Below are 18,236 nucleotides of genomic sequence, written 5' to 3'. Positions count from 1 at the left end.
TAGGTCCGCGGGTGCGCGAAAACGATCCCGAGCGCGGGAGTCTTGGGGGTAGCGCAGGCACCACCACACCTGGTGGGGAGGTCCTAATGGGACACTGTGCGGGTGAAAGGCTGGCTGCGCTCGTGGTGGTCCGGACTCCGCTACTTGCTGGTCGGAGCCGCGACCGCGTTCCTCGCCATGCTGCTTTTCTTCGCGATGGCCGTCGTGCTCGTGACGTGCTTGATCGGCGTCGGGATCCCAGCGCTCCCGGTCGCGCTGAAAATGCTCCGCTACCCGCTGCGCTTCGAACGTCGCCGCGCCGGGCGCAGGCTGGGCGAGCCGATCGCGGAGCCGTACGCCAACGTTTCGCCGATTCGCGACCCGGCGAGCCTGCGCGACCTCGGGTGGCTCGCGTTGCACGCGGCGTTCGGTTTCATCGTCGGGGTGCTCGCGTTCAGCCTGCCGCTCGGCGGGGTGCGGCAGATCCTCACCGGTTTGTTCTGGTGGCTGGTGCCCGGCGGAATCCCCAGTTCGCTGGAGTTCGTAGTGGACTCGTGGCCGATGGCCGCGCTCTGCGTGTTCAGCGGGATCGTGATGATCGCGCTCACCTTCTGGGCCTCGCCGCTGTCTCGCTGGCAAGCCCTTGCGGCGCGGGCGCTTCTCGGCCCGCGGCCCGGTGCTTCGCTGACCGACCGGGTCGTCGAACTGACCGCGACCCGGGCCGCCGCGCTCGAGGCACACGGCGCCGAACTCCGCCGGCTCGAACGCGATCTGCACGACGGCACCCAGGCGCGGCTGTCCGCGGTCGTGCTGCAACTCGGCATCGCCGACCAGCTTTTCGAGGGAAATCCGGCCAAGGCAAGGGAATTGCTCGGCAAGGCGCAGGACGCGGCGACCGAAGCGCTCGCCGAATTGCGCACCGTCGTGCGAAGCATCCACCCGCCGCTGCTGACCGACCGCGGCCTCGACGGCGCGATCACCGCACTCGCCGACCGGTGCGCGGTTCCGTGCACTGTGGACGTTCGCAGCACCGCGCGCCGTCCGGCCGCGGTCGAGGCGGCGGTGTACTTCATCGTCGCCGAAACGCTGGCGAACGTGACCAAGCATTCCGGCGCGGAGCAGGCGTCGATTACGCTCGACGGCACCGTCGACACCCTGCGGATCCGCATCCGCGACGACGGCCGCGGCGGGGCGGACGAATCCCAGGGCAGCGGACTGGCCGGGATCCGGAAACGCGCCGAAGCTTTCGACGGGACGGTCACGCTCACGAGCCCGCCCGGCGGACCGACTGTTCTGGAAGTGGAGTTGCCATGCGGGTCGTGATCGTCGAGGACGACGCCCTGCTGCGCGAAGGGTTGGTGCTGCTGCTGGACACCTCGGGCGTCGAGGTCGCCGCGGCTTTCGACAACACCGCCGAATTCCTCGCGTTCGTCCGCGAGGACCGGCCGGACGCGGTGATCACCGACGTCCGCCTGCCTCCGACGCACACCGACGAGGGCCTGCGCGCGGCTGTCCAGGCGCGGCAGCTGCATCCCGGGCTGCCGGTGCTGGTGCTGTCCGCGCACGTGGAAACCGGTTACGCGGCCGAGCTGCTCGCGGACGGCAAGGGCGCGGTCGGGTACCTGCTCAAGGAACGCGTCGGCAAGGTCGCCAAGTTCCTCGATTCGCTGCACCGCGTCGTGGAAGGCGGCACGGCGATGGACCCGGAGGTGGTGACCCAGCTGCTGGCCCACCGCCGCGACCCGCTCGACGCGCTCACCGCGCGCGAACGCGAGGTGCTCGGGTTGATGGCCGAGGGGTACAACAACGCCACGATCGCGGAGCTGCTCGTGGTGAGCGACGGGACGGTGCTCAAGCACATCCGCAACATTTTCGCGAAGCTGGGACTGCCGGAGGACAGCGGGCACCGGCGCGTGCTGGCGGTGCTGGCTTATTTGAACGGGAAGAGGTAGCGCAGGCACTACCTCGAAGCCGGGGGTCTACAGCGTGGTTGCCGCGCTCGCCGCGCCATAGTGTTCCCGGCATGGAGACTTCCCCGAGCCGCACCGCTGGCAGCCCTGTTGTGACGGCCTTGCTGTGGCTGGTTTTTCTCGCCGGTTCCGCAGTCAATTCGATCGGCCAGTTCGCTGGGCTGGAAGACAGTTACCGGTATCTCGGCGGTGGGGTGGCGGTCGTCTGCCTGGTGCTGCTGATCGTGCGGTTTCTGGCCCGCCGCAAGGATTGACCCGGCTGGAGGGGCTGGGCAGCGAATGCCCAGCCCCCCGGTCTCAGGACACCTTGGGCGTCGCCCGTGCGCCGAAGTGCATATACGGCTCACCCGTCGGCAGGGTGTAGAACAGCACTGGCGTCCAGAACTGCCCGCCCGGCATGCGGAGCACGAACAGCGTGTCCGAAACCGCCTCCAGGTCGAATTCCTGTGTTTGCTCCGGCATCAGTTCCGCCAGCGGGCCGGTCACGGAGTACGCCAGGTGCAGCCCGCCCTCGCGCTCCGTCACCTCGAGGCGCGCGCCGGCTCGCTCGTAAACCCCGATGTGCCGGCTGGCGTCCACCTTGACCGGCGTGGCCGGGGGTTCGAGCGGACGCGGCATGGCGACGTCGGCGAGTTCGGCGAAGATTTCCCGGTACAGCTCGACGTACAGGTCGCTCGCGTGGCCGCCGTTCGTCAGCAGCGTGACCGCGAGGCCCGCATCCGGCAGCAACCGCAGGAACGCCGACTGGCCGATCGTGTTGCCGTCGTGGCCGATGACGCGACGGCCGTTCCAGTCGTCGCGGATCCAGCCGAGGCCCCACGAATCGCCGAGAGTGTGCTTGTCCGGGACGTCGGCCTGCTTTTCCGCCATCGCCGCGGCCGATTCCGCCGACAGGATCCGCGTGCCGTCCGCGGTCAGGCCGCCGGTGAGGTGCAGGCGGGCGAAGGCGAGGACGTCCGCGGCGCGCGCGGTGATCAGGCCGGCCGGCCCGGCGGAGCGAGGCAGTTGCCAGACCGGAGCCGGAGCCGGGTCCTGGTCGTCCGGCGATACGTGTCCGACGGCGGCGCGGAACAGCAGCGCCTCCTCCGGCAGCGTGACCGTGTGCGTGAGGCCGAGCGGGGTGTACAGCTTGTCCCGCATCGCCGCGTCCCAGGTTTTCCCGGTGAGCTTTTCGATCACCCGGCCCATCAGGACGAAACCCGAGTTGCAGTAGGAGAAAGTCGCGCCGAGCGGGTGGTTCTGCGCGGCTTCGTCCAGCAGGTCGACAAACTTTTCGACGCAATCGTCGCCGCGGCCGGTGTCGGTGAAGATGTCGCCGTCGATGCCGCTGGTGTGGGTCAGCAGATGCCGCATGGTGACGCGCTTCGTCACCTCCGGATCGGACAGTCGCAGCTCGGGCAGCACCTCGATGATCGGCGCGTCGAGGTCGAGCAGGCCCTCGTCGACGAGCTGCATCACCACCGTCGACGTCCACACCTTGGAGATCGAGCCGATCTGGAACAGCGAGTCCTCGGTGACCTCGACCTCGGTCGTCTTGCTCAGCACGCCGTGGGTCGCGAAGACCTCCTCGCCGGTGTCGACGCGCAGAATTCCCAGCGACGCACCGGGAACGTCGTACTTGCGCGCCAGTTCCGTGAGCCGTCGGCTCCAGTGCGCGGCGTCGATCGGCACCCGCGAACCGGCGTACTGCTCGATCCAGTCGACCACGCGCCGGTTGTAGTCGGCGCGGTGCGACGGCGGACCGTCCAAAATGAACAGATGCGCGCCGCCCGGGTACAGCACCAGCCGGGACGGCACATCGCGCTCGCGCAGCGCGGTGAACCACTGCTCGGCCTGGCCGACCGGGCACCGGACGTCCTCGCCGCCCTGCAGGATCAACGTCGGAGTGCGGACGTTTTCGACCCGGGCGTGCGGCGATGATTTCTCGTACTTGCCCGACGAGAGCCCGGCGAATTCGTTGACCGCCATGAAATGCCCGCCGTCGGACGTGCCGGCCAGGCTGGTCAGGTCGCTGACCACCCCACCGGCGACGGCAGCGGCGAAGCGGTCGTCGCGGCTGGTCAGGTAGCAGGTCATGTAGCCGCCGTAGCTGTACCCGGTGACGGCGAGCCGGTCCGGGTCGGCAAGGCCTTCGGCGATCAGCTGGTCGATCGGTTCGAGGAAGTCCGGCGCGTCCGCGTGGCCCCACGCGCCGATCGCCGCGGTGTAGAAGGCTTCGCCGTAACCGTCGCTGGCGCGCGGGTTGATCAGCAGCACTGCCCAGCCGCGTGCGGCGAGGGTCTGGTGGTACAGGTGGATCGAGTCCGCGGCACCGTTCCAGGCATTGTGCGGACCGCCGTGGATGTCGATCAGCAACGGCTGCGCGCCGGTGCGTTCGGTGTCGCGGATGAGCCAGCCCTGCACGACAGTGCCGTCGCTGATGGTGAATTCGCGCGACTCACGGGGGAACAATTCCACTTCGGACACTGCGTCGCCGTGCTTCGTCCGCACGTCCACTTTGCCCGTGGTGCGGTCGAGAACCGCGACCTCGCCGAAGGAATCGGCAGTGGCCAACACAATCGCGGCCCGGTCGCCGACCAAGTCCATTCCGGACACTACGTTGCCGTCGCCGGTCAGCAGCGCACGCGGTTCGCCACCGGCGACGTCCACTTCGTACAGATGCGTGCAGCCGCGGTCGCGGATCGCGAACAGCACGACGTCGCCCGCTGCGGTCAGCTGCGGCAGCGCGCCCGGGTAACCGGGTCCGCCGGGCATCACGTTGCGGTCGAGGCCGGCCGCGAGGTTGACCGTCTCGCCGCCGTCCAGCGGAACGCGCAGCAGGCCGAGATGCCCGGTGGCGGTGTCGGTGCGGCCGACCACCAGCAGCGCCTTGCCGTCCTTGGTCCAGTCGGCCGTGCCCGCCATGCCCTCGTCGGTGCCGACCAGCCGTGGCTCGGCATTCCGCTCGGTGACGTCGAGGACGTAGGCGGCGGACCGCAGGGTGAGGTCGGCGTCGTCGTCCAAGGCCGCGGTGAACGCCACGTGCGTGCCGTCGGGCGACCAGGCGGGCTGGCCCGCGTGCCAGTCGCCGAAGGTGCGCTGCTGGACCTCGCCGGTCGCGACGTCGAGGACGTGCACGTGGCTGCGCAGAGTTTTCAGCAGGCCGGGGCCGTCGGACTTGTAGTCCAGCCGGTCGGCGACGATCGGCGTGTTCTCCGGCGGCGCTTCGACCACCGCGGCGAGGTCGACCGCCGCAGAGAAGGCGATCTTGCTGCCGTCCGGGCTCCACACCGGTGCGCCCGCGCCGAGCGGAAGCTTGGTCAGCTGCTCGGCCTCGCCGCCGTCCGCCGGAAGCACCCACACCTGTGGCGGACCGTCCTGGGCGCGCAGGAACGCGAGCCGGGAGCCGTCCGGAGACCACTTCGGCGCCGCGTCCGCGTTGCCGCGGGTGAGCTGGCGGGCCTCGCCGGAGGAGGTGCCGACCGTCCACAGCGCGTCGACGTTCCGGTCCTCCTCCCGGTTCGCGGTCCGGACCACGTAGACGATCCGGCTGCCGTCCGGCGAAAGCGAGGGCTGACTGGGCGCGGCGAGGTCGTACAGGTCATCGATGCCGAGACGGCGGGTCATACGCTGGCTCCTTGGGAGATCGCGGGCTCGTGGCCCTCGGATTCACTGAAGTGGCAAGCTGCGGCGTGCCGCCGGGGCGCGGAGTCCTCGGCCGGATCGGCCCGGAGGCAGATCTCGCGGTCGCTCCGCACGAGCGGGCCGACCGGGCAGCGCGGGTGGTACCGGCATCCGGCAGGCGGATGGTGCGGATCCGGCGGTTCCGCGTCCGCGGTCGCGCCGGGTTCGAGGTCGAACAGCGGCTTGTGCGCCGAGGGAGCGGCGTCGAGCAGGTCGCGGGTGTAGGGATGCTGCGGATCGGTGAGCACCTGCCGCGCCGGTCCGGCCTCGACGATCCGGCCGAGGTACATCACCGCGACGAAATCGCTGAGATACCGGATCACGGCGAGGTTGTGCGAGATGAACAGCATCGACAGGCCGAGCCGCCGCTGCACCGAGCGCACGAGGTTGAGCACCGCGCCCTGCACCGAAACGTCGAGCGCGGAGGTGATCTCGTCGGCGATCAGCGCCTGCGGCCGGCCGGCGAGCGCCCGGGCGAGCGCGACGCGTAGCCGCTGCCCGCCGGACAGCTGCCCGGGCAGGTGCGCGGCCCGTTCCGGATCGAGATTGACCAGCTCCAGCAGCCGGGCGACTTCGGCCGAGCGGTCCGTCCCGCGCGGCATGGCTTCGGCGATCGACTCGCCGATGGTCATCCGCGGGTTGAGCGAGGAATACGGATCCTGGAACACCATCTGCAGCGGACGCCGGCGCGGCAGTTTCCGCACGTCCACGCCGCCGAGCAGCACCCGTCCCGCGCTCACCGGGGACAATCCGACGGCCGCCCTGGCGAGCGTCGATTTGCCGGAACCCGATTCGCCGACGAGACCGACGACCTGGCCCGCCGGGACGGTCAGCGAAACGCCGTCCACCGCGGTGAGCCCGCGCCGTCCGCCGTACCGGACGCTGACCGAGTCGAAAACCAGTTCGCTCATTTCGAGCCTCCAGAGGTGGCGGTGGCGACCGTTGCTTCCGACAGTGCCGCAGCCGGATGCCAGCACGCCACCCGGTGTTCCGGCGCGAGCACGGTCAGTTCCGGGTCCTCCTCGCGGCACCGATCGGTCGCCGCCGGGCACCGGCTCGCGAACGCGCAGCCGGACGGCATCTGGTCCGGTTCCGGCGGACGGCCCGGGATCACCGCGAGCGGCGCGTCCGGATCCGTTTCCAGGTCGAGCGTCGTGGCCAGCAGCGCCCGCGTGTACGGATGCCGCGGCGCGAGGTCCGGCCCGGCGGCGGGCAAATCCTCCACGATCCGTCCGGCGTACATCACCAGAATCCGTTCGCACGTCTGGGAAACGACCGCGATGTCGTGGCTGATCAGGATGATCGCGGTGTCCCGATCGGCGCGGGTCTGGGCCAGCAACCGCAGCAGCTGCCGTTGCACGGTCACGTCCAGCGCGGTCGTCGGTTCGTCGGCGATGATCAGCCGCGGGTCGCCCATCAGGCCCATGCCGATCATCGCGCGCTGCCGCATGCCGCCGGAAAACTCGTGCGGGTACTGCCTGGCTCGCCGTTCCGCCGCCGGGATCCGGACCGCGCGCAATCGGTCGACCGCCCGCTCGAACGCCTTGGCCCGGGAAAGTCCGTGGTGCTGTTCGGAAACCTCGGCGAGCTGACGGCCGATCCGCCGGGTCGGGTTGAACGACGTCATCGGGTCCTGGAACACCATCGCCAGCGACGTCCCGAGCAGCGTCCGCAATTCTCGTTCCGGGGTGGTGAGCACCGGGGTCCCGGCGAAGTCCAGCCGGTCCGCGGTCACCGAACCCGGTGCTTCGATCAGCCGCGACACCGCGAGTCCGGTCAAGCTCTTGCCCGAACCGGATTCGCCGACGACCCCGATCGCCTCGCCCGCCCGCACGGTGAAGCTCACGCCGCGCACCGGAACCGTCCAGCCGGTCGGCCGCGGGAACGCGACTTCCAGGTTTTCCACCACCAGCACGGCGTCGTCCGCCGTCGCCGAGTCCACTGTGGACTTCCGGCGCACCCGGGGAGCCAGCCGAGGCAACCGGGTCCGCACGCCGATCACCCCGGCGACCGTCTCGCCGAACAGGTTGAACGCGAGCCCCGCGACGACCACCGCGACCCCGGGCGCGAGCGCCGCCGCCGGGTTGACGTAAATGCCGTTGAGGCCCTCGTTGAGCAGCCGGCCCCAGTCGTATTCCGGGGCCTGCACGCCGATCCCGAGGAACGACAACCCGGAGAACGCGAGCAGCGCGCCGCCGGCGCCGATGGTGGCGTTGACCGCCAGCGGCTCCCCGATGTTCGGCAGGATGTGCCGGAACAGCAACCGGATCCGGCCCGCCCCGGCGACCCGGGCGGCGGACACGAAATCGCGCCCGGCCACCGAAGCCGACAGCGTCTGCGTCAGCCGGGCGAACTGCGGAGCCAGCGCGAATCCGATCGCCATCACCGCGCCTTGGGTGCCCACGCCGAAAATCACCGCGAAGAACAGCACCAGCAGCAGGCCGGGGAACGCGACCGCGATGTTGATCGCCGCCGTCAGCAGCCTGCCGAGCGGACGCGGCAGCACCGCGGGCAGCATGCCGACCACCAGTCCAGTCGCGACGCCGAGCGCCGCGGCGATCAGCGCCAGCACCACCGAAAGCCGCGTCGCCACGAGCACGCGGTAGAAAATGTCGCGGCCGAGTTCGTCGGTGCCGACCAGATGCGCGCCCGACGGGCCCTGGCTGATCGCGTTCGTGTCGACCGCCGAAGCCGCGTCCTGCCACAGGATCGGGCCCAGCACCGCGACCGCGACCACCAGCACGAGCAGTGCGGCGGAGAACGCGCCGAGCGGGGTGCGCACGGCGGCCAGCCACTGTTGTCCGCGCCGTTTCGCCATCTCAGTTCTCCCGGATCGTCGAACGCGGATCGAGGACCGCCAGCAGCAGGTCCACGATGAGGTTCACCAGCAGCACGCCGATGCCGTACACGAGCACGATCCCCTGCACCAGCGGATAATCCTTCTGCAGAATGGATTGCGAGATCGTCGAACCCAGACCCGGCCAGGCGAACACGTTCTCCACCAGCACGGTGCCCGCGACGAGGCTGGTGAGCATCAGCCCGCCGAGCGTCAGCGTCGCGGTCAGCGCGTTCGGCAGCGCGTGGCGCAGGTAGACCAGCCGGGCGGGCAGCCGTTTCGCCCGCGCGGTGCGGACGAAATCGTCGCCCAGCACGGAAAGCGTCTCCACCCGGACGATCCGGGCCAGCGTCGAGGCCGGGCCCAGCGCCAGCGCGATGACCGGCAGCACCAGCGAACCCGCGCCGTCGTGCCCGGCCACCGGGAACCAGCCGAGCTGCACCGCGAAGAACGCCACCAGCGCCACCGCGAACAGGAATTCCGGGATCGCGGCGAACAGCACGGTGGCCGAGGTGAACCCCAGTTCGGCCCCGCGGCGCCGGCCGCCGCGGGTCAGCACCGCGAAGGTCAGGCCGAGCGGGATCGCCAGCCCGATGACCACCACAAACGCCGGAAGCGCGAGCTGCAGCGTCGCCGGGAGCCGGTCCGAAATGATGTCGCCGACCGGTTGCCCGGTCAGCATCGACGTGCCGAGATCGCCGCGGAACAAGCCGCCGAAATAGTCGAGGTACTGCTGCCACAGCGGATGGTCCAGCCCGAGCGCGGCACGCCGGGCGTTGACCAGCTCGATCGGCGCGGTCAGGCCGAGCGCGGCGCGCACCGGATCGCCGGGGATCAGCTGGATCATCAGGAACGCCATGGTCACCAGCACCCACAGCGACACCACGAACCGCCCGAGGCGGCGGGCGCCGAAGGTCAGCCAGGGACTGACCTTCGGGCCCGCGACGGCGACCGTGCCGGTCATCAGGCGTACATCCGGATGGTGGACGGCTTGAGGTAGCCGTTGACGATCTCGAATTTCGCGTTGCTGCCGTAGGTCGGGACGACCGAGTTCGCGAACTGCACGACGTCCTGCCTTTCGAACAGCGCCGATTCCGCGGCCATCCAGTCCGCGCAGCCCGCTTCCCCGGGCTGCGCGGCCGCCTTGGCGACCAGCGCGTCGTACCTCGGGTTCTTGATGTGCGCGAAGTTCGTGCCCTTCGGCGGCTCCCCGCCGGACATGAACGGCACCAGCTGGCTGGGCAGGGTGAGGCCGAGCGGGGCCATCGAGATGTCCCACTCGCCGGTGGCGAACAGCGCCTGGCTGATGCCGGGGCTGTCGAGGCCCTTGAGCGTGACCTCGACGCCGACGGCCTTCCAGCCCTGCTGCATCAGCTCCGCGCCCGGGGGCAGCGTCGGACCGGCCTGCGTCCCGTAGATCGCGGTCAGCGCGAGCCGCTTCCCGTCCTTCACGCGGATGCCGTCCGGTCCCGGTTTCCAGCCCGCCTGGTCGAGCGCCGCCTTGGCCGCGGCGACGTCCAGGCCGGGAATCTTCCCGGTGACCGAATCGCCGTCGCACGGCCGCGGTTCGATGGTGACCATGCCCTTGACCGGCGCGCTCCCGTCGCGGGTCAGCACCTTCGCCACCTGCGGGAGGTCGATCGCCTGCACGAGCGCGCGGCGCATCGCCTGGTCCGCGCCGAACCGGCCGGGCGCCTGGTTGAAGAACAGCTCGCCGAACGGGGCGACCAGGTCCGCGCGGTAGAGCCGCTGCGCCTTGAGCCGCTGCTGGTCCTGCCCGATCACCGAGCCCGCGTTGACCTCGCCGGACAGCAGCAGGTTCGACATCGTGGTCATGTTCGGGATGATCCGGACGTTGACCTTGTCCGGCAGGCCCTTCTGCTTCGGGTCGAACCGGCCGGGACCCCACGTGTAGTCCTTGCGCCGGGTCAGCGTGTAGTGGTCGTTCGGGACGATCTCGGTCATGGTGAACATGCCGGTGCCGTTCTCGCCCTTGGCGAGCGTCGTGCGGTCGGCCAGTCCCTTGGCGCAGACGATCGGCAGCCCGGCGATGTTGCGGAGCAGGAAAGCGTCCGGCGCGCCGCTGGTGATGGTGACCGTGTCCCCGCTGGCGACCGCCTTCGTGCGCGGGGCCACCGTGACGCCGGCGAGCGGGGATTTGCTCGCCGGGTCGCCGACGAAGTTGACGTTCGCCGCCACGTCGTTCGCGGTCAGCGGGCTGCCGTCGGAGCAGGTGATGCCCTTGCGCAGGGTGAAGGTCGCGGTGGTCGTGGTGGCTTCCCACTTCTCCGCGAGCGCCGCCTCCGGCTGGCCCTGGGAGTCGAGGTCGATCAGGGCGTCGTAGAGGAAGGTGTCGAGGTTGCGGGCGACCGACAGCACGGTGATCGCCGGGTCGAGCGTTCCCGGATCGGTCGGGATGGCATAGGTGAAAGTCTTGCCGTCGACCAGGTTCTGGTTCGCGGTCCGGTCCGTCCCGGATTGCGCTGATCCCCCGCACGCGCTCACGGTCAAGGCCACCACGCCCGCCATCGCGGCGGTGAGCCGGGCAGTTTTCATGGGATTTCTCCTACGAGGTCGCGCTCTGGAGGTGGTCGAGCGCCAGCCGGGCGGCGGCGCCGATGGACGCGTCGACCGCGGGAAGGCGGTCTTCGAGAGAGTGCGCGCGAGTGAACACCGCGACCGCGAACTGCCGGCCGTCCCCCAAGGTCACCACGCCCGCTTCGTTGCGGATTCCGGGCAGCGTCCCGGTTTTCGCCGCCACCGCGACGCCGGACGGGAAGCCGGACGACAGCCGGTGCGGCCAGATCTGCTGCGCCATGATCGTGCGGACCCGTTCGCAGGCCTCGGGTTCGCCCGCCCGGTCGGTCCAGATCGCGTCGAGCAGCTCGGTGATCTCGCGCGGGGTGGACGACGTGGTGCGTTCCGGATCCCGGACCGCCAGCTTGTCCATCTGCTCCGGCGTGGCTTCGCCGAACAGCGCTTCGAGATCGGATTCCGGGGTGCCGCCGAGATCCGCGACGACCGAGGCGAACAGGTCCTCGCAGCAGCCGATCAGCCGGGTGCGGGCGAGCCCGAGATCGGCCAGCACCCGGTCCACCGTTTCCTGGCCGAGCCGGCGGTACAGCACGTCGGTCGCGGCGTTGTCGCTCATCGTGAGCATGAAGTGCGCGAGGTCGCGCCAGCTCATCTCGACGTCGTCGGCGCAGCCCGCGGTGCCGACGCCGCCGATCCGGTACCGCGCGGTCACCCTGGTCCGTTCCGTGTCGTCCAGCCGTCCGGCGGCGACCTCGCGGGCGTAGGCGAGCGCCACCGGGATCTTGAACACCGACGCGAGCACGACCGGGTCGTCCCCGCCCACCGACACTTCGGGCCCTTGCACGCCGATCTCGCGGGCGTGCAGGAATCCCTCCGTGCCAGCGTCGGCGAAGACGGCTTCGATCCGCGCCTGGATCCCGCTCATGGGGAGACCCGCCGGTCCGCGCGTCCAGTGTGGACGAACTGCGCGCGGTCGGCGCCGTCGTCGCCGACGAACGCGTGGGCCAGATAGACACCGGGAAGCTGCTCGGTTTTCGCGACGAAGGTGTCTCCCTGGTACGGGAACAGTTCTTCGGTGGTCGGCGGCGGGCTGAGTTCCGCGAAAATCCCCTTGGGAGTGCGGGTCAGCCAGAGCTTGCCGTTTTCTTCGGTGACGACCGTGTCGGCGACCATCGACGAGTACTCGCCCACGTAGCGGGAAAGGTCGGCCGGGGCGGCGGCGGGGTTCGGCTCGGGCAGCGGCGGGACCGTGACGCCGGCGAGTTCGTCCAGCAGCTTGGTGTAGATCTCGTGGTACACCTGCAGCGGGTTGCCGCCGTTGGTCAGCAGCGCGACCGCGACGCCGCGCTCGGGCACCACGCGCAGGAAGGCCGACTGGCCGATGGTGCCGCCGTCGTGGCCGATCACCTTGCCGCCGTCCCAGTCGAAGAGCATCCAGCCGAGGCCCCAGTTCTCGGCCATGAGCCCGAGGCAGGGCACGTCCACCTGGGGTTCGCGCATCGCGAGCAGCGATTCCGGCAGCACCACCTGTGCGCCGTCGTCGGCCTTGCCCTCGTTCAAGTGCATCCGGACGAACGTCAGCAGGTCGCGCGGGCGCATCGTGAGCGTCGACCCGGCCGGCGAGTTCGAGCGGGTGAGCGCCCAGACCGGCGCGGGCACCGGGTCCTCGCCCGGCGTCGGCGAAACGTGCCCGATCGCGGCGCGGTAGCGGATCGCGTCATACGGGCCGGACGCCGCGTGGGTCAAGCCGAGCGGGGCGAAGAGGTGGTCGCGCACGCAGTCGTCCCAGCACTTGCCGCGCAGCACTTCGATGACGCGGCCGAGCACGCAGTACCCGGCGTTGTTGTAGGAGAAGCGCTCGCCCGGCGGGAAAAGCTGCGGCACGTCGGACAGCGTCGCGACGAGCTTCTCCACGCAGTCGTCGCCGGTTCCGGTGTCGGTGAACACGTCGCCCTCGAAACCGGCGGTGTGACAGGTCAGCTGCCGGACGGTGATCGCCGCCGCGGCTTCCTCGTCGCCGAGCGCGAACTCCGGCAGGTAGTCGCGCACCGGCCGGTCGAGGTCCAGCTTGCCCTCGTCGACGAGCTGCATGGCCAGCGTCGTCGTCCACACCTTGGTGATCGACCCGATCTGGAACACCGAGTCCACAGTGGACTCCACGCCGGTGCCCTTGTTCACGACGCCCGCCGCGTGGTCGATCACCTCGCCGTCGGCGAGCACCGCGATCGCGGCTCCGGGAACCTGATGCTTGGCCAGCAAAGCGGCGAAATTCTCCTGAAGCCAGGTCTCGATTTCGGAAATTTTCGACATGTGCACCTTCTGTCCGGAGGAGGGTGGACCGGCGTTTCGGAAATGCTAGGTCGGTGGCGGACGTCACTTGTTCGTCCGGACCGAGGAGAGCGCGGGGAAAGTTCCTCCGCTCCGACGAATCAGGCCGTGCGCAGCGACTCCACCGCCGTCGCCGCGGCGAAACCGATGAACGCGTCGCGCTCGGGCACCCGGGAGCGGGCGTCCTCGGCGCGGGTGAACACGGCGACCGAATACCGGCCGCCGTCCGGGTACTCGACCACGCCGACCTCGTTGCGCACCGCGGGCAACGTCCCGGTTTTGCCGCTGGTGCGGATGCCGTCGTCCGGGAACCCGGACCGCAGCCGGTGCGGCCAGACCTGCAGTTCCATCCAGCGCCGGACGTCCGCGCACGCTTCCGGCGCGGCCGCTTCGTCGCGCCAGATCAGTCCGAGCAAGCGGGTCATTTCGGCGGCGGTGGTGCGGCAGGACTTTTCCGGTTGCAGCGCGCGCAACCCGGAAACCTGTTCGTAGGTCAGTTCGGCGAGCGCGCGTTCGTCGTCCTCGTACGAGAGGCCGAGATCTTCGCCGATCGTGGCGAGCAGTTCGGCGCAGTCCTGCGGAACGACGGTCTGGGTGAATCCGAGCCGGCGCAACGTGCTATTCACCGCCGTTTTGCCGATCTCGGCGAGAATCAGGTCGGTGGCGACGTTGTCGCTGATTCCGATCATCAGGATCGCCAGATCGTGCCAGGACATCGAGACTTCGTGGCGGAAGGTGGCGAGACCGTACGGGCTCGGCGTCGGATGCCCGGGCTCGACCGTGACGCGGGCGCCGAGATCGAGCGTTCCCTCGGCGGCCTGGCGGGCCAGCTCCAGCGCGATCGGGACCTTGAACACCGACGCGGGGACGACCGGGACGTCCTCGCCGATGCCGAGGCCGCGGGTCCCGTCGACCTCGGCGGCGTGCAGCCGGACCTCGACGCCGACCTCCTCGGCGCGGCGGGCGATCGTTTCGGACGCGGTGGCCATGGCTCTCCTGTCTACAGTGGACGCTTTGAGCAGGAAGTGCTTGGCGTGAAGGGGAATCGCCGCCTGCCGGGGTTCCAGTGTGGCGGAGGAGGGAGGGGCGGGGTTAGTGCGATGGCGGGAAAGGTGCGGGGGAATTTCCGGTCAGGGGAGGTCGTGAGTGGTTATCCCGGTTCTAACCGGCATCGCCACTCACGACCCCTCGTCGGCCCTTTCCACGCGCGGCAGCAAGTGCAACTGCACCATCGCGGCGAACCGGTCCCCCGGATCGTCGAGGTCGATGCCGCCGACTTCGGCCAGCCGGCGCAACCGGTAGCGGAACGTGCTCGGATGCACGTACGCCGCGGCCGAGGCGGCGCTGATGTCGCCGAACGAATCGAGCCAGCACCGGAGGGTGTGCACCAGCTGGGACTGGTGTTTGGTGTCGTATTCCAGCAGCCGCGCGATCGGCCCGGTCGCGACGTCGCCGCGCGCCGCGGAAAGGTCGGCCAGTTCCAGCATCAACGCCTCGATGTGCGCGTCGTCGGAGGTGATCACCCGCTTGGAGCCGCCGTTGGTGAGCAGCACGCGCAACGCCCGGTCGGCTCCGTCGCGAGACGCGCGCAGCCCGGATCCGTCGAGGGCCAGCGGGCCGATGCCGATCGCGGCGGCGACCCGGCGGCCGGTGCGCTCCAGGAAGGTCGACGCGACGCGCACCGAGCGTTCCCGGCAATCGCCGTGGTTCCCGGGCATCGGGACGATCCCGTACGCGACGTCGCCGACCAGCGCTACCGCCGATCGGGGCTGAACCGCGCTGAGGTGCATGGCGAACGCGTCGGCGACCCGCTGGCGTTCGGTGACCAGCCGCAGGTCGTCGTCGGGCGCCTCGAGCAAGCCCATGGCGAGCACGATCGTCGGCTGCCCCAGCAATCCGAGCCGCGCGATCGCTTCCTGCGCGCCGGAGCCGCCTTCGAGCGCGGTGCTGACCAGATCGGCGCGCAACCGGCGTTCGACGTCCGCCCCCGCGCGCAGCCGAAGCATATGCAGGGCAACGATTTTCGACGCGTCGATCAACGCCGCGGTACGCTCTTCGCTTAGCTCTTTGTCGACAGCTGCCCAAATCGACCCGAGAATCTCGTCCCCGGCCCGGACCGCGAGCGCGGCCCGGATCATGACGATCTTCTTGTCGTAGCCCTCTCCCGGATAGACGTACACCGGGCCTTGCTCGCGGTAGAGCCGCTCGAAAACGCCGTCCTTTTCCAGCTCGCGAGTGAACCGTTCGGGCACCTGGCGGCCGAGAATCGTCTCGACGCGCGAGGGGTCGGCCTCGTCTTGGCGGCCGGAGAACGCGAGCACGCGCGAGTTGCGGTCCTCGATGGTGACCGGTGCGTCGAGCAGCGCGGCGATCGCGTTGGCGAGCGCGAAAAGATCACCCGACGGCATCCCGCCGAGCGTCTGCGGGGAGACGTCGCCGACGTCGCCCTCCGCGAGCAACGTACGGAGCATCGCGGCCAGCTGCGCCCACGACGCACCGCTGGCGAGCCCGAGCAGCGCGACCCCGGAGGAATTGGCCGCCCGCACCAGTTCCGTCGAGGCGGCCACCGGCGACCGCACGACCAGCGCGGTCGCCCCGCGCGCGGCGACCGTGTGCAGGAGCTGCGCGATCTCGCCGGATTCGCGCACCCCGACGCCGAGCACCACCGCCTGCGCCGGGAACTCCGCGTCGTCGTGCGGATCGTGGATCACCACCCCGCCGAGCTGCCGTCGCGTGTCCCGTCCGACGGCGACCGGTTCGAGGAGCACGTCCCCGAGCGCTTCGAGGACGCGTCCCAGACTCGTGTGCGGCTTGCTCGGCACCGGTGTCAGCACCCCCCGAAGGTAGATCCGGCCTCGCGCGGACCGGCTGGTCCGATTCGACCAAATCTACCTCCGGAATTCGTAGCGAGCTACGAACCGATCCACACCTTGGCCGTGGTCACCTCGTCCAGCAGCTCCGGAATCGGTGCCACGCCGAGGCCCGGTCCGGTCGGCACCGGCAGGTGGCCGCCGGACAGCACGAACGGCTCGGTGATGTCGGTCTGGTAGAACCGGTCCGACGCCGAGGTGTCGCCGGGCAGGGTGAAGTTCGGCAGCGAGGCCAGCGCGACGTTCGCCGCCCGGCCGAGCCCGGTCTCGATCATCCCGCCGCACCACACCGGGATCCCGTGCGCCGCGCACACGTCGTGCACCCGCCGCGCTTCGAGGTAACCGCCGACGCGCCCGGGTTTGATATTCACGATCTGGACCGCGCCGAGTTTGATCGCGTCCGCCGCCGCGCGAGCCGACACGATCGACTCGTCCAGGCAGATCGGCGTCCGGATCCGGCGGGCCAGTTCGGCGTGGCCGAGCACGTCCTCTTCTTCCAGCGGCTGCTCGATCAGCAGCAGGCCGAACGGGTCGAGCTTGGCCAGCTGCGGCGCGTCGCCGAGGGTGTAAGCGGTGTTCGCGTCGACCTGCAGCAGCACGTCGTCGCCGAAGCGTTCGCGGACCGCGCGCACCGGCTCGACGTCCCAGCCGGGTTCGATCTTCAGCTTGATCCGCACGTAGCCCTCGTCGAGATATCCGCCGACGACGTCGAGCAGCTGCGGGATGGTGTCCATGATCCCGACGGAAACGCCGCACGGCACGGAATCGCGGATCGACCCGAGTTCGGCGGCGAACGACCGTTCGTGCGCGCGGAGTTCGGCGTCCAGCACCGCCATTTCCAGCGCGCCCTTGGCCATCCGGTGGCCCTTGAACTTCGCCAGCAGCGGCGTCACCTTCGCCGCGGTCACGTCTCCCGCGGCCAGCAGGGCCGGGATCAGGTGGTGCTGCAGCACGTGTTCGGCGCCGTCGTTGTACTCCGACGAGTACAGCGGCCCAGCCATCGTCACGCATTCGCCCCAGCCCTCGCCGGCCGGCGTGACCGCGCGCAGCAGCAAGAGTTCGCGGACGGACTGGGTGCCGAACGAAGTCCGGAACGGGGCGACGAGCGGCATCTGCACCCGGCGCAGTTCCACACCGCTGAGTTTCACTGCTCCTCCTTGGAGATCACGTAAAAGCCGGTTCGGTCGAAGCCGGTCACCCGGCCGCCGTCGGCCATCAGCCCGCCGAGCGATTCGCGCAGCGCGGCCCGCCACGCGTCCGCCCGGCCGGGATCGGTGCTGCGCAACCCTTCGATGTCCGGCGGGACGGCGACGAGCACCACCGGGGCGTCCGCTTTGCCTGCGGCCGGACCGCCGTCCGCGGCGACTTCGAGGGCCACTGCCGCACCTTGGCCGAGCAAAGCCTTCGCGTCGGTGCGGATCGGTTCGCCGAACGCGGCGGTCCGCACCGTCGGACTGGCCAGGTCCCAGGACACCATCAGCCGGTCGGTGTCGCCGGAACCGTTGATGCCGTCCGCCATCGGACCGTAGAAATCCCGCAGGTAACGCACCGGGAGCGCGCCGAGTTTGCCGAGGTTGAAATAGGCGTTGCGGCGCACCAGCGGATCGAAGGTCCACTTGATCGCCGAGACGTCCTGCGCGAGCGCCCAGCCGCGTTGATGCAATTTCAGCGCGTACCCGATCCCGCGCCCCGCGCCCGCCTTCGAAACTCCGGCGATGTGACTGTGCAGGCTGCCTTTTCCGGGGTTTCCGAAAAAGGCGACGCACGCGCCGAGCAATTCCCCGTCGGCGAACGCGCCGGCCACGTAATTCCCCGCCGACGACAGCGCGCGCAGCAGTTCGGTGGTCACCGGCCGGGTTCCTGGCGCGGACCGCCAGATCGTCTCGAACAGCACCCCGACCGCGGTCATTTCCGCGATCTCGGTGATTTCCCGGACTTCGACCCCCGAGGCGGCGGCCGCCGACTGAGCGGCCGCGACCGCCTCGGCGCACGTTTCCGCCGCGCCGGGTCTTTCCGTGTTCATCGCAAGATTCGTCACGGGATGATCCTTTCCCG

Annotated in this window: 14 protein-coding genes; 3 read left to right on the top strand and 11 right to left on the bottom strand. The window is 70.1% G+C overall.

What is annotated here, in order from left to right; all coding sequences use genetic code 11:
* Positions 1-102: 102 nt before the first annotated feature.
* The 3 genes from F9C12_RS29780 to F9C12_RS29770 all read left to right on the top strand — a co-directional run bounded on the left by F9C12_RS29780 (position 103) and on the right by F9C12_RS29770 (position 2,203).
* Positions 103-1,302, top strand: a complete 1,200-nt coding sequence (locus F9C12_RS29780; protein WP_409185064.1) for a sensor histidine kinase — start codon at positions 103-105, stop codon at positions 1,300-1,302.
* Complete coding sequence (locus F9C12_RS29775; protein WP_409462569.1) at positions 1,290-1,931, top strand: response regulator; 642 nt, start codon at positions 1,290-1,292, stop codon at positions 1,929-1,931. Before F9C12_RS29780 ends, F9C12_RS29775 begins: the two co-directional genes overlap by 13 nt.
* A 71-nt stretch (positions 1,932-2,002) precedes the next feature.
* Positions 2,003-2,203 (top strand): hypothetical protein, encoded by a 201-nt coding sequence (locus F9C12_RS29770; protein ID WP_409462568.1) that lies wholly within the window; start codon positions 2,003-2,005, stop codon positions 2,201-2,203.
* Between the two features lie 43 nt (positions 2,204-2,246).
* Here F9C12_RS29770 and F9C12_RS29765 read toward each other — a convergent pair whose 3' ends face one another.
* The 11 genes from F9C12_RS29765 to F9C12_RS29715 form a co-directional block, all read right to left on the bottom strand.
* On the bottom strand, positions 2,247-5,555 hold the full coding sequence (locus tag F9C12_RS29765; RefSeq protein ID WP_409462567.1) for a serine hydrolase: 3,309 nt from the start codon (positions 5,553-5,555) through the stop codon (positions 2,247-2,249).
* Positions 5,552-6,523, bottom strand: a complete 972-nt coding sequence (locus F9C12_RS29760) for an ABC transporter ATP-binding protein (protein ID WP_409462566.1) — start codon at positions 6,521-6,523, stop codon at positions 5,552-5,554. Before F9C12_RS29760 ends, F9C12_RS29765 begins: the two co-directional genes overlap by 4 nt.
* On the bottom strand, positions 6,520-8,430 hold the full coding sequence (locus F9C12_RS29755) for a dipeptide/oligopeptide/nickel ABC transporter permease/ATP-binding protein (protein ID WP_409462565.1): 1,911 nt from the start codon (positions 8,428-8,430) through the stop codon (positions 6,520-6,522). The genes F9C12_RS29760 and F9C12_RS29755 overlap by 4 nt, the downstream gene beginning before the upstream one ends.
* A gap of 1 nt (position 8,431) precedes the next feature.
* Positions 8,432-9,412, bottom strand: a complete 981-nt coding sequence (locus F9C12_RS29750; protein ID WP_409462564.1) for an ABC transporter permease — start codon at positions 9,410-9,412, stop codon at positions 8,432-8,434.
* Complete coding sequence (locus F9C12_RS29745; protein WP_409462563.1) at positions 9,412-11,004, bottom strand: ABC transporter substrate-binding protein; 1,593 nt, start codon at positions 11,002-11,004, stop codon at positions 9,412-9,414. Before F9C12_RS29745 ends, F9C12_RS29750 begins: the two co-directional genes overlap by 1 nt.
* Before the next feature lie 10 nt (positions 11,005-11,014).
* Positions 11,015-11,908 (bottom strand): serine hydrolase, encoded by an 894-nt coding sequence (locus F9C12_RS29740; RefSeq protein WP_409462562.1) that lies wholly within the window; start codon positions 11,906-11,908, stop codon positions 11,015-11,017.
* The gene (locus F9C12_RS29735) at positions 11,905-13,293 is read right to left on the bottom strand and encodes a serine hydrolase (RefSeq protein ID WP_409462561.1); all 1,389 of its coding nucleotides are present in this window, start codon (positions 13,291-13,293) and stop codon (positions 11,905-11,907) included. Before F9C12_RS29735 ends, F9C12_RS29740 begins: the two co-directional genes overlap by 4 nt.
* Before the next feature lie 119 nt (positions 13,294-13,412).
* Positions 13,413-14,300, bottom strand: a complete 888-nt coding sequence (locus tag F9C12_RS29730) for a serine hydrolase (RefSeq protein WP_409185054.1) — start codon at positions 14,298-14,300, stop codon at positions 13,413-13,415.
* A gap of 189 nt (positions 14,301-14,489) precedes the next feature.
* The gene (locus F9C12_RS29725; protein WP_409185053.1) at positions 14,490-16,145 is read right to left on the bottom strand and encodes a PucR family transcriptional regulator; all 1,656 of its coding nucleotides are present in this window, start codon (positions 16,143-16,145) and stop codon (positions 14,490-14,492) included.
* Positions 16,146-16,222: 77 nt separating this feature from the next.
* Entirely contained in the window at positions 16,223-17,329 is a 1,107-nt protein-coding gene (menC, locus tag F9C12_RS29720; protein WP_409462560.1) for an o-succinylbenzoate synthase, read from the bottom strand.
* Positions 17,326-18,204, bottom strand: coding sequence for a GNAT family N-acetyltransferase (locus F9C12_RS29715; RefSeq protein ID WP_409186888.1), 879 nt, complete (start codon positions 18,202-18,204; stop codon positions 17,326-17,328). The genes menC and F9C12_RS29715 overlap by 4 nt, the downstream gene beginning before the upstream one ends.
* Positions 18,205-18,236: the final 32 nt, after the last annotated feature.

It is taken from the genome of Amycolatopsis sp. GA6-003, from assembly GCF_046267895.1.
Taxonomy (GTDB): domain Bacteria; phylum Actinomycetota; class Actinomycetes; order Mycobacteriales; family Pseudonocardiaceae; genus Amycolatopsis.
This window is presented reverse-complemented; position numbering and strand designations above follow the sequence as displayed.

What these genes read in the sequence shown, in the direction of transcription:
- F9C12_RS29775 (WP_409462569.1), top strand. Translation starts at nt 1,290, where the DNA reads ATGCGGGTCGTGATCGTCGAGGACGACGCCCTGCTGCGCGAAGGGTTG.
- F9C12_RS29770 (WP_409462568.1), top strand. Translation starts at nt 2,003, where the DNA reads ATGGAGACTTCCCCGAGCCGCACCGCTGGCAGCCCTGTTGTGACGGCC.
- F9C12_RS29765 (WP_409462567.1), bottom strand. Translation starts at nt 5,555, where the DNA reads ATGACCCGCCGTCTCGGCATCGATGACCTGTACGACCTCGCCGCGCCC.
- F9C12_RS29760 (WP_409462566.1), bottom strand. Translation starts at nt 6,523, where the DNA reads ATGAGCGAACTGGTTTTCGACTCGGTCAGCGTCCGGTACGGCGGACGG.
- F9C12_RS29755 (WP_409462565.1), bottom strand. Translation starts at nt 8,430, where the DNA reads ATGGCGAAACGGCGCGGACAACAGTGGCTGGCCGCCGTGCGCACCCCG.
- F9C12_RS29750 (WP_409462564.1), bottom strand. Translation starts at nt 9,412, where the DNA reads ATGACCGGCACGGTCGCCGTCGCGGGCCCGAAGGTCAGTCCCTGGCTG.
- F9C12_RS29745 (WP_409462563.1), bottom strand. Translation starts at nt 11,004, where the DNA reads ATGAAAACTGCCCGGCTCACCGCCGCGATGGCGGGCGTGGTGGCCTTG.
- F9C12_RS29740 (WP_409462562.1), bottom strand. Translation starts at nt 11,908, where the DNA reads ATGAGCGGGATCCAGGCGCGGATCGAAGCCGTCTTCGCCGACGCTGGC.
- F9C12_RS29735 (WP_409462561.1), bottom strand. Translation starts at nt 13,293, where the DNA reads ATGTCGAAAATTTCCGAAATCGAGACCTGGCTTCAGGAGAATTTCGCC.
- F9C12_RS29730 (WP_409185054.1), bottom strand. Translation starts at nt 14,300, where the DNA reads ATGGCCACCGCGTCCGAAACGATCGCCCGCCGCGCCGAGGAGGTCGGC.
- F9C12_RS29715 (WP_409186888.1), bottom strand. Translation starts at nt 18,204, where the DNA reads ATGAACACGGAAAGACCCGGCGCGGCGGAAACGTGCGCCGAGGCGGTC.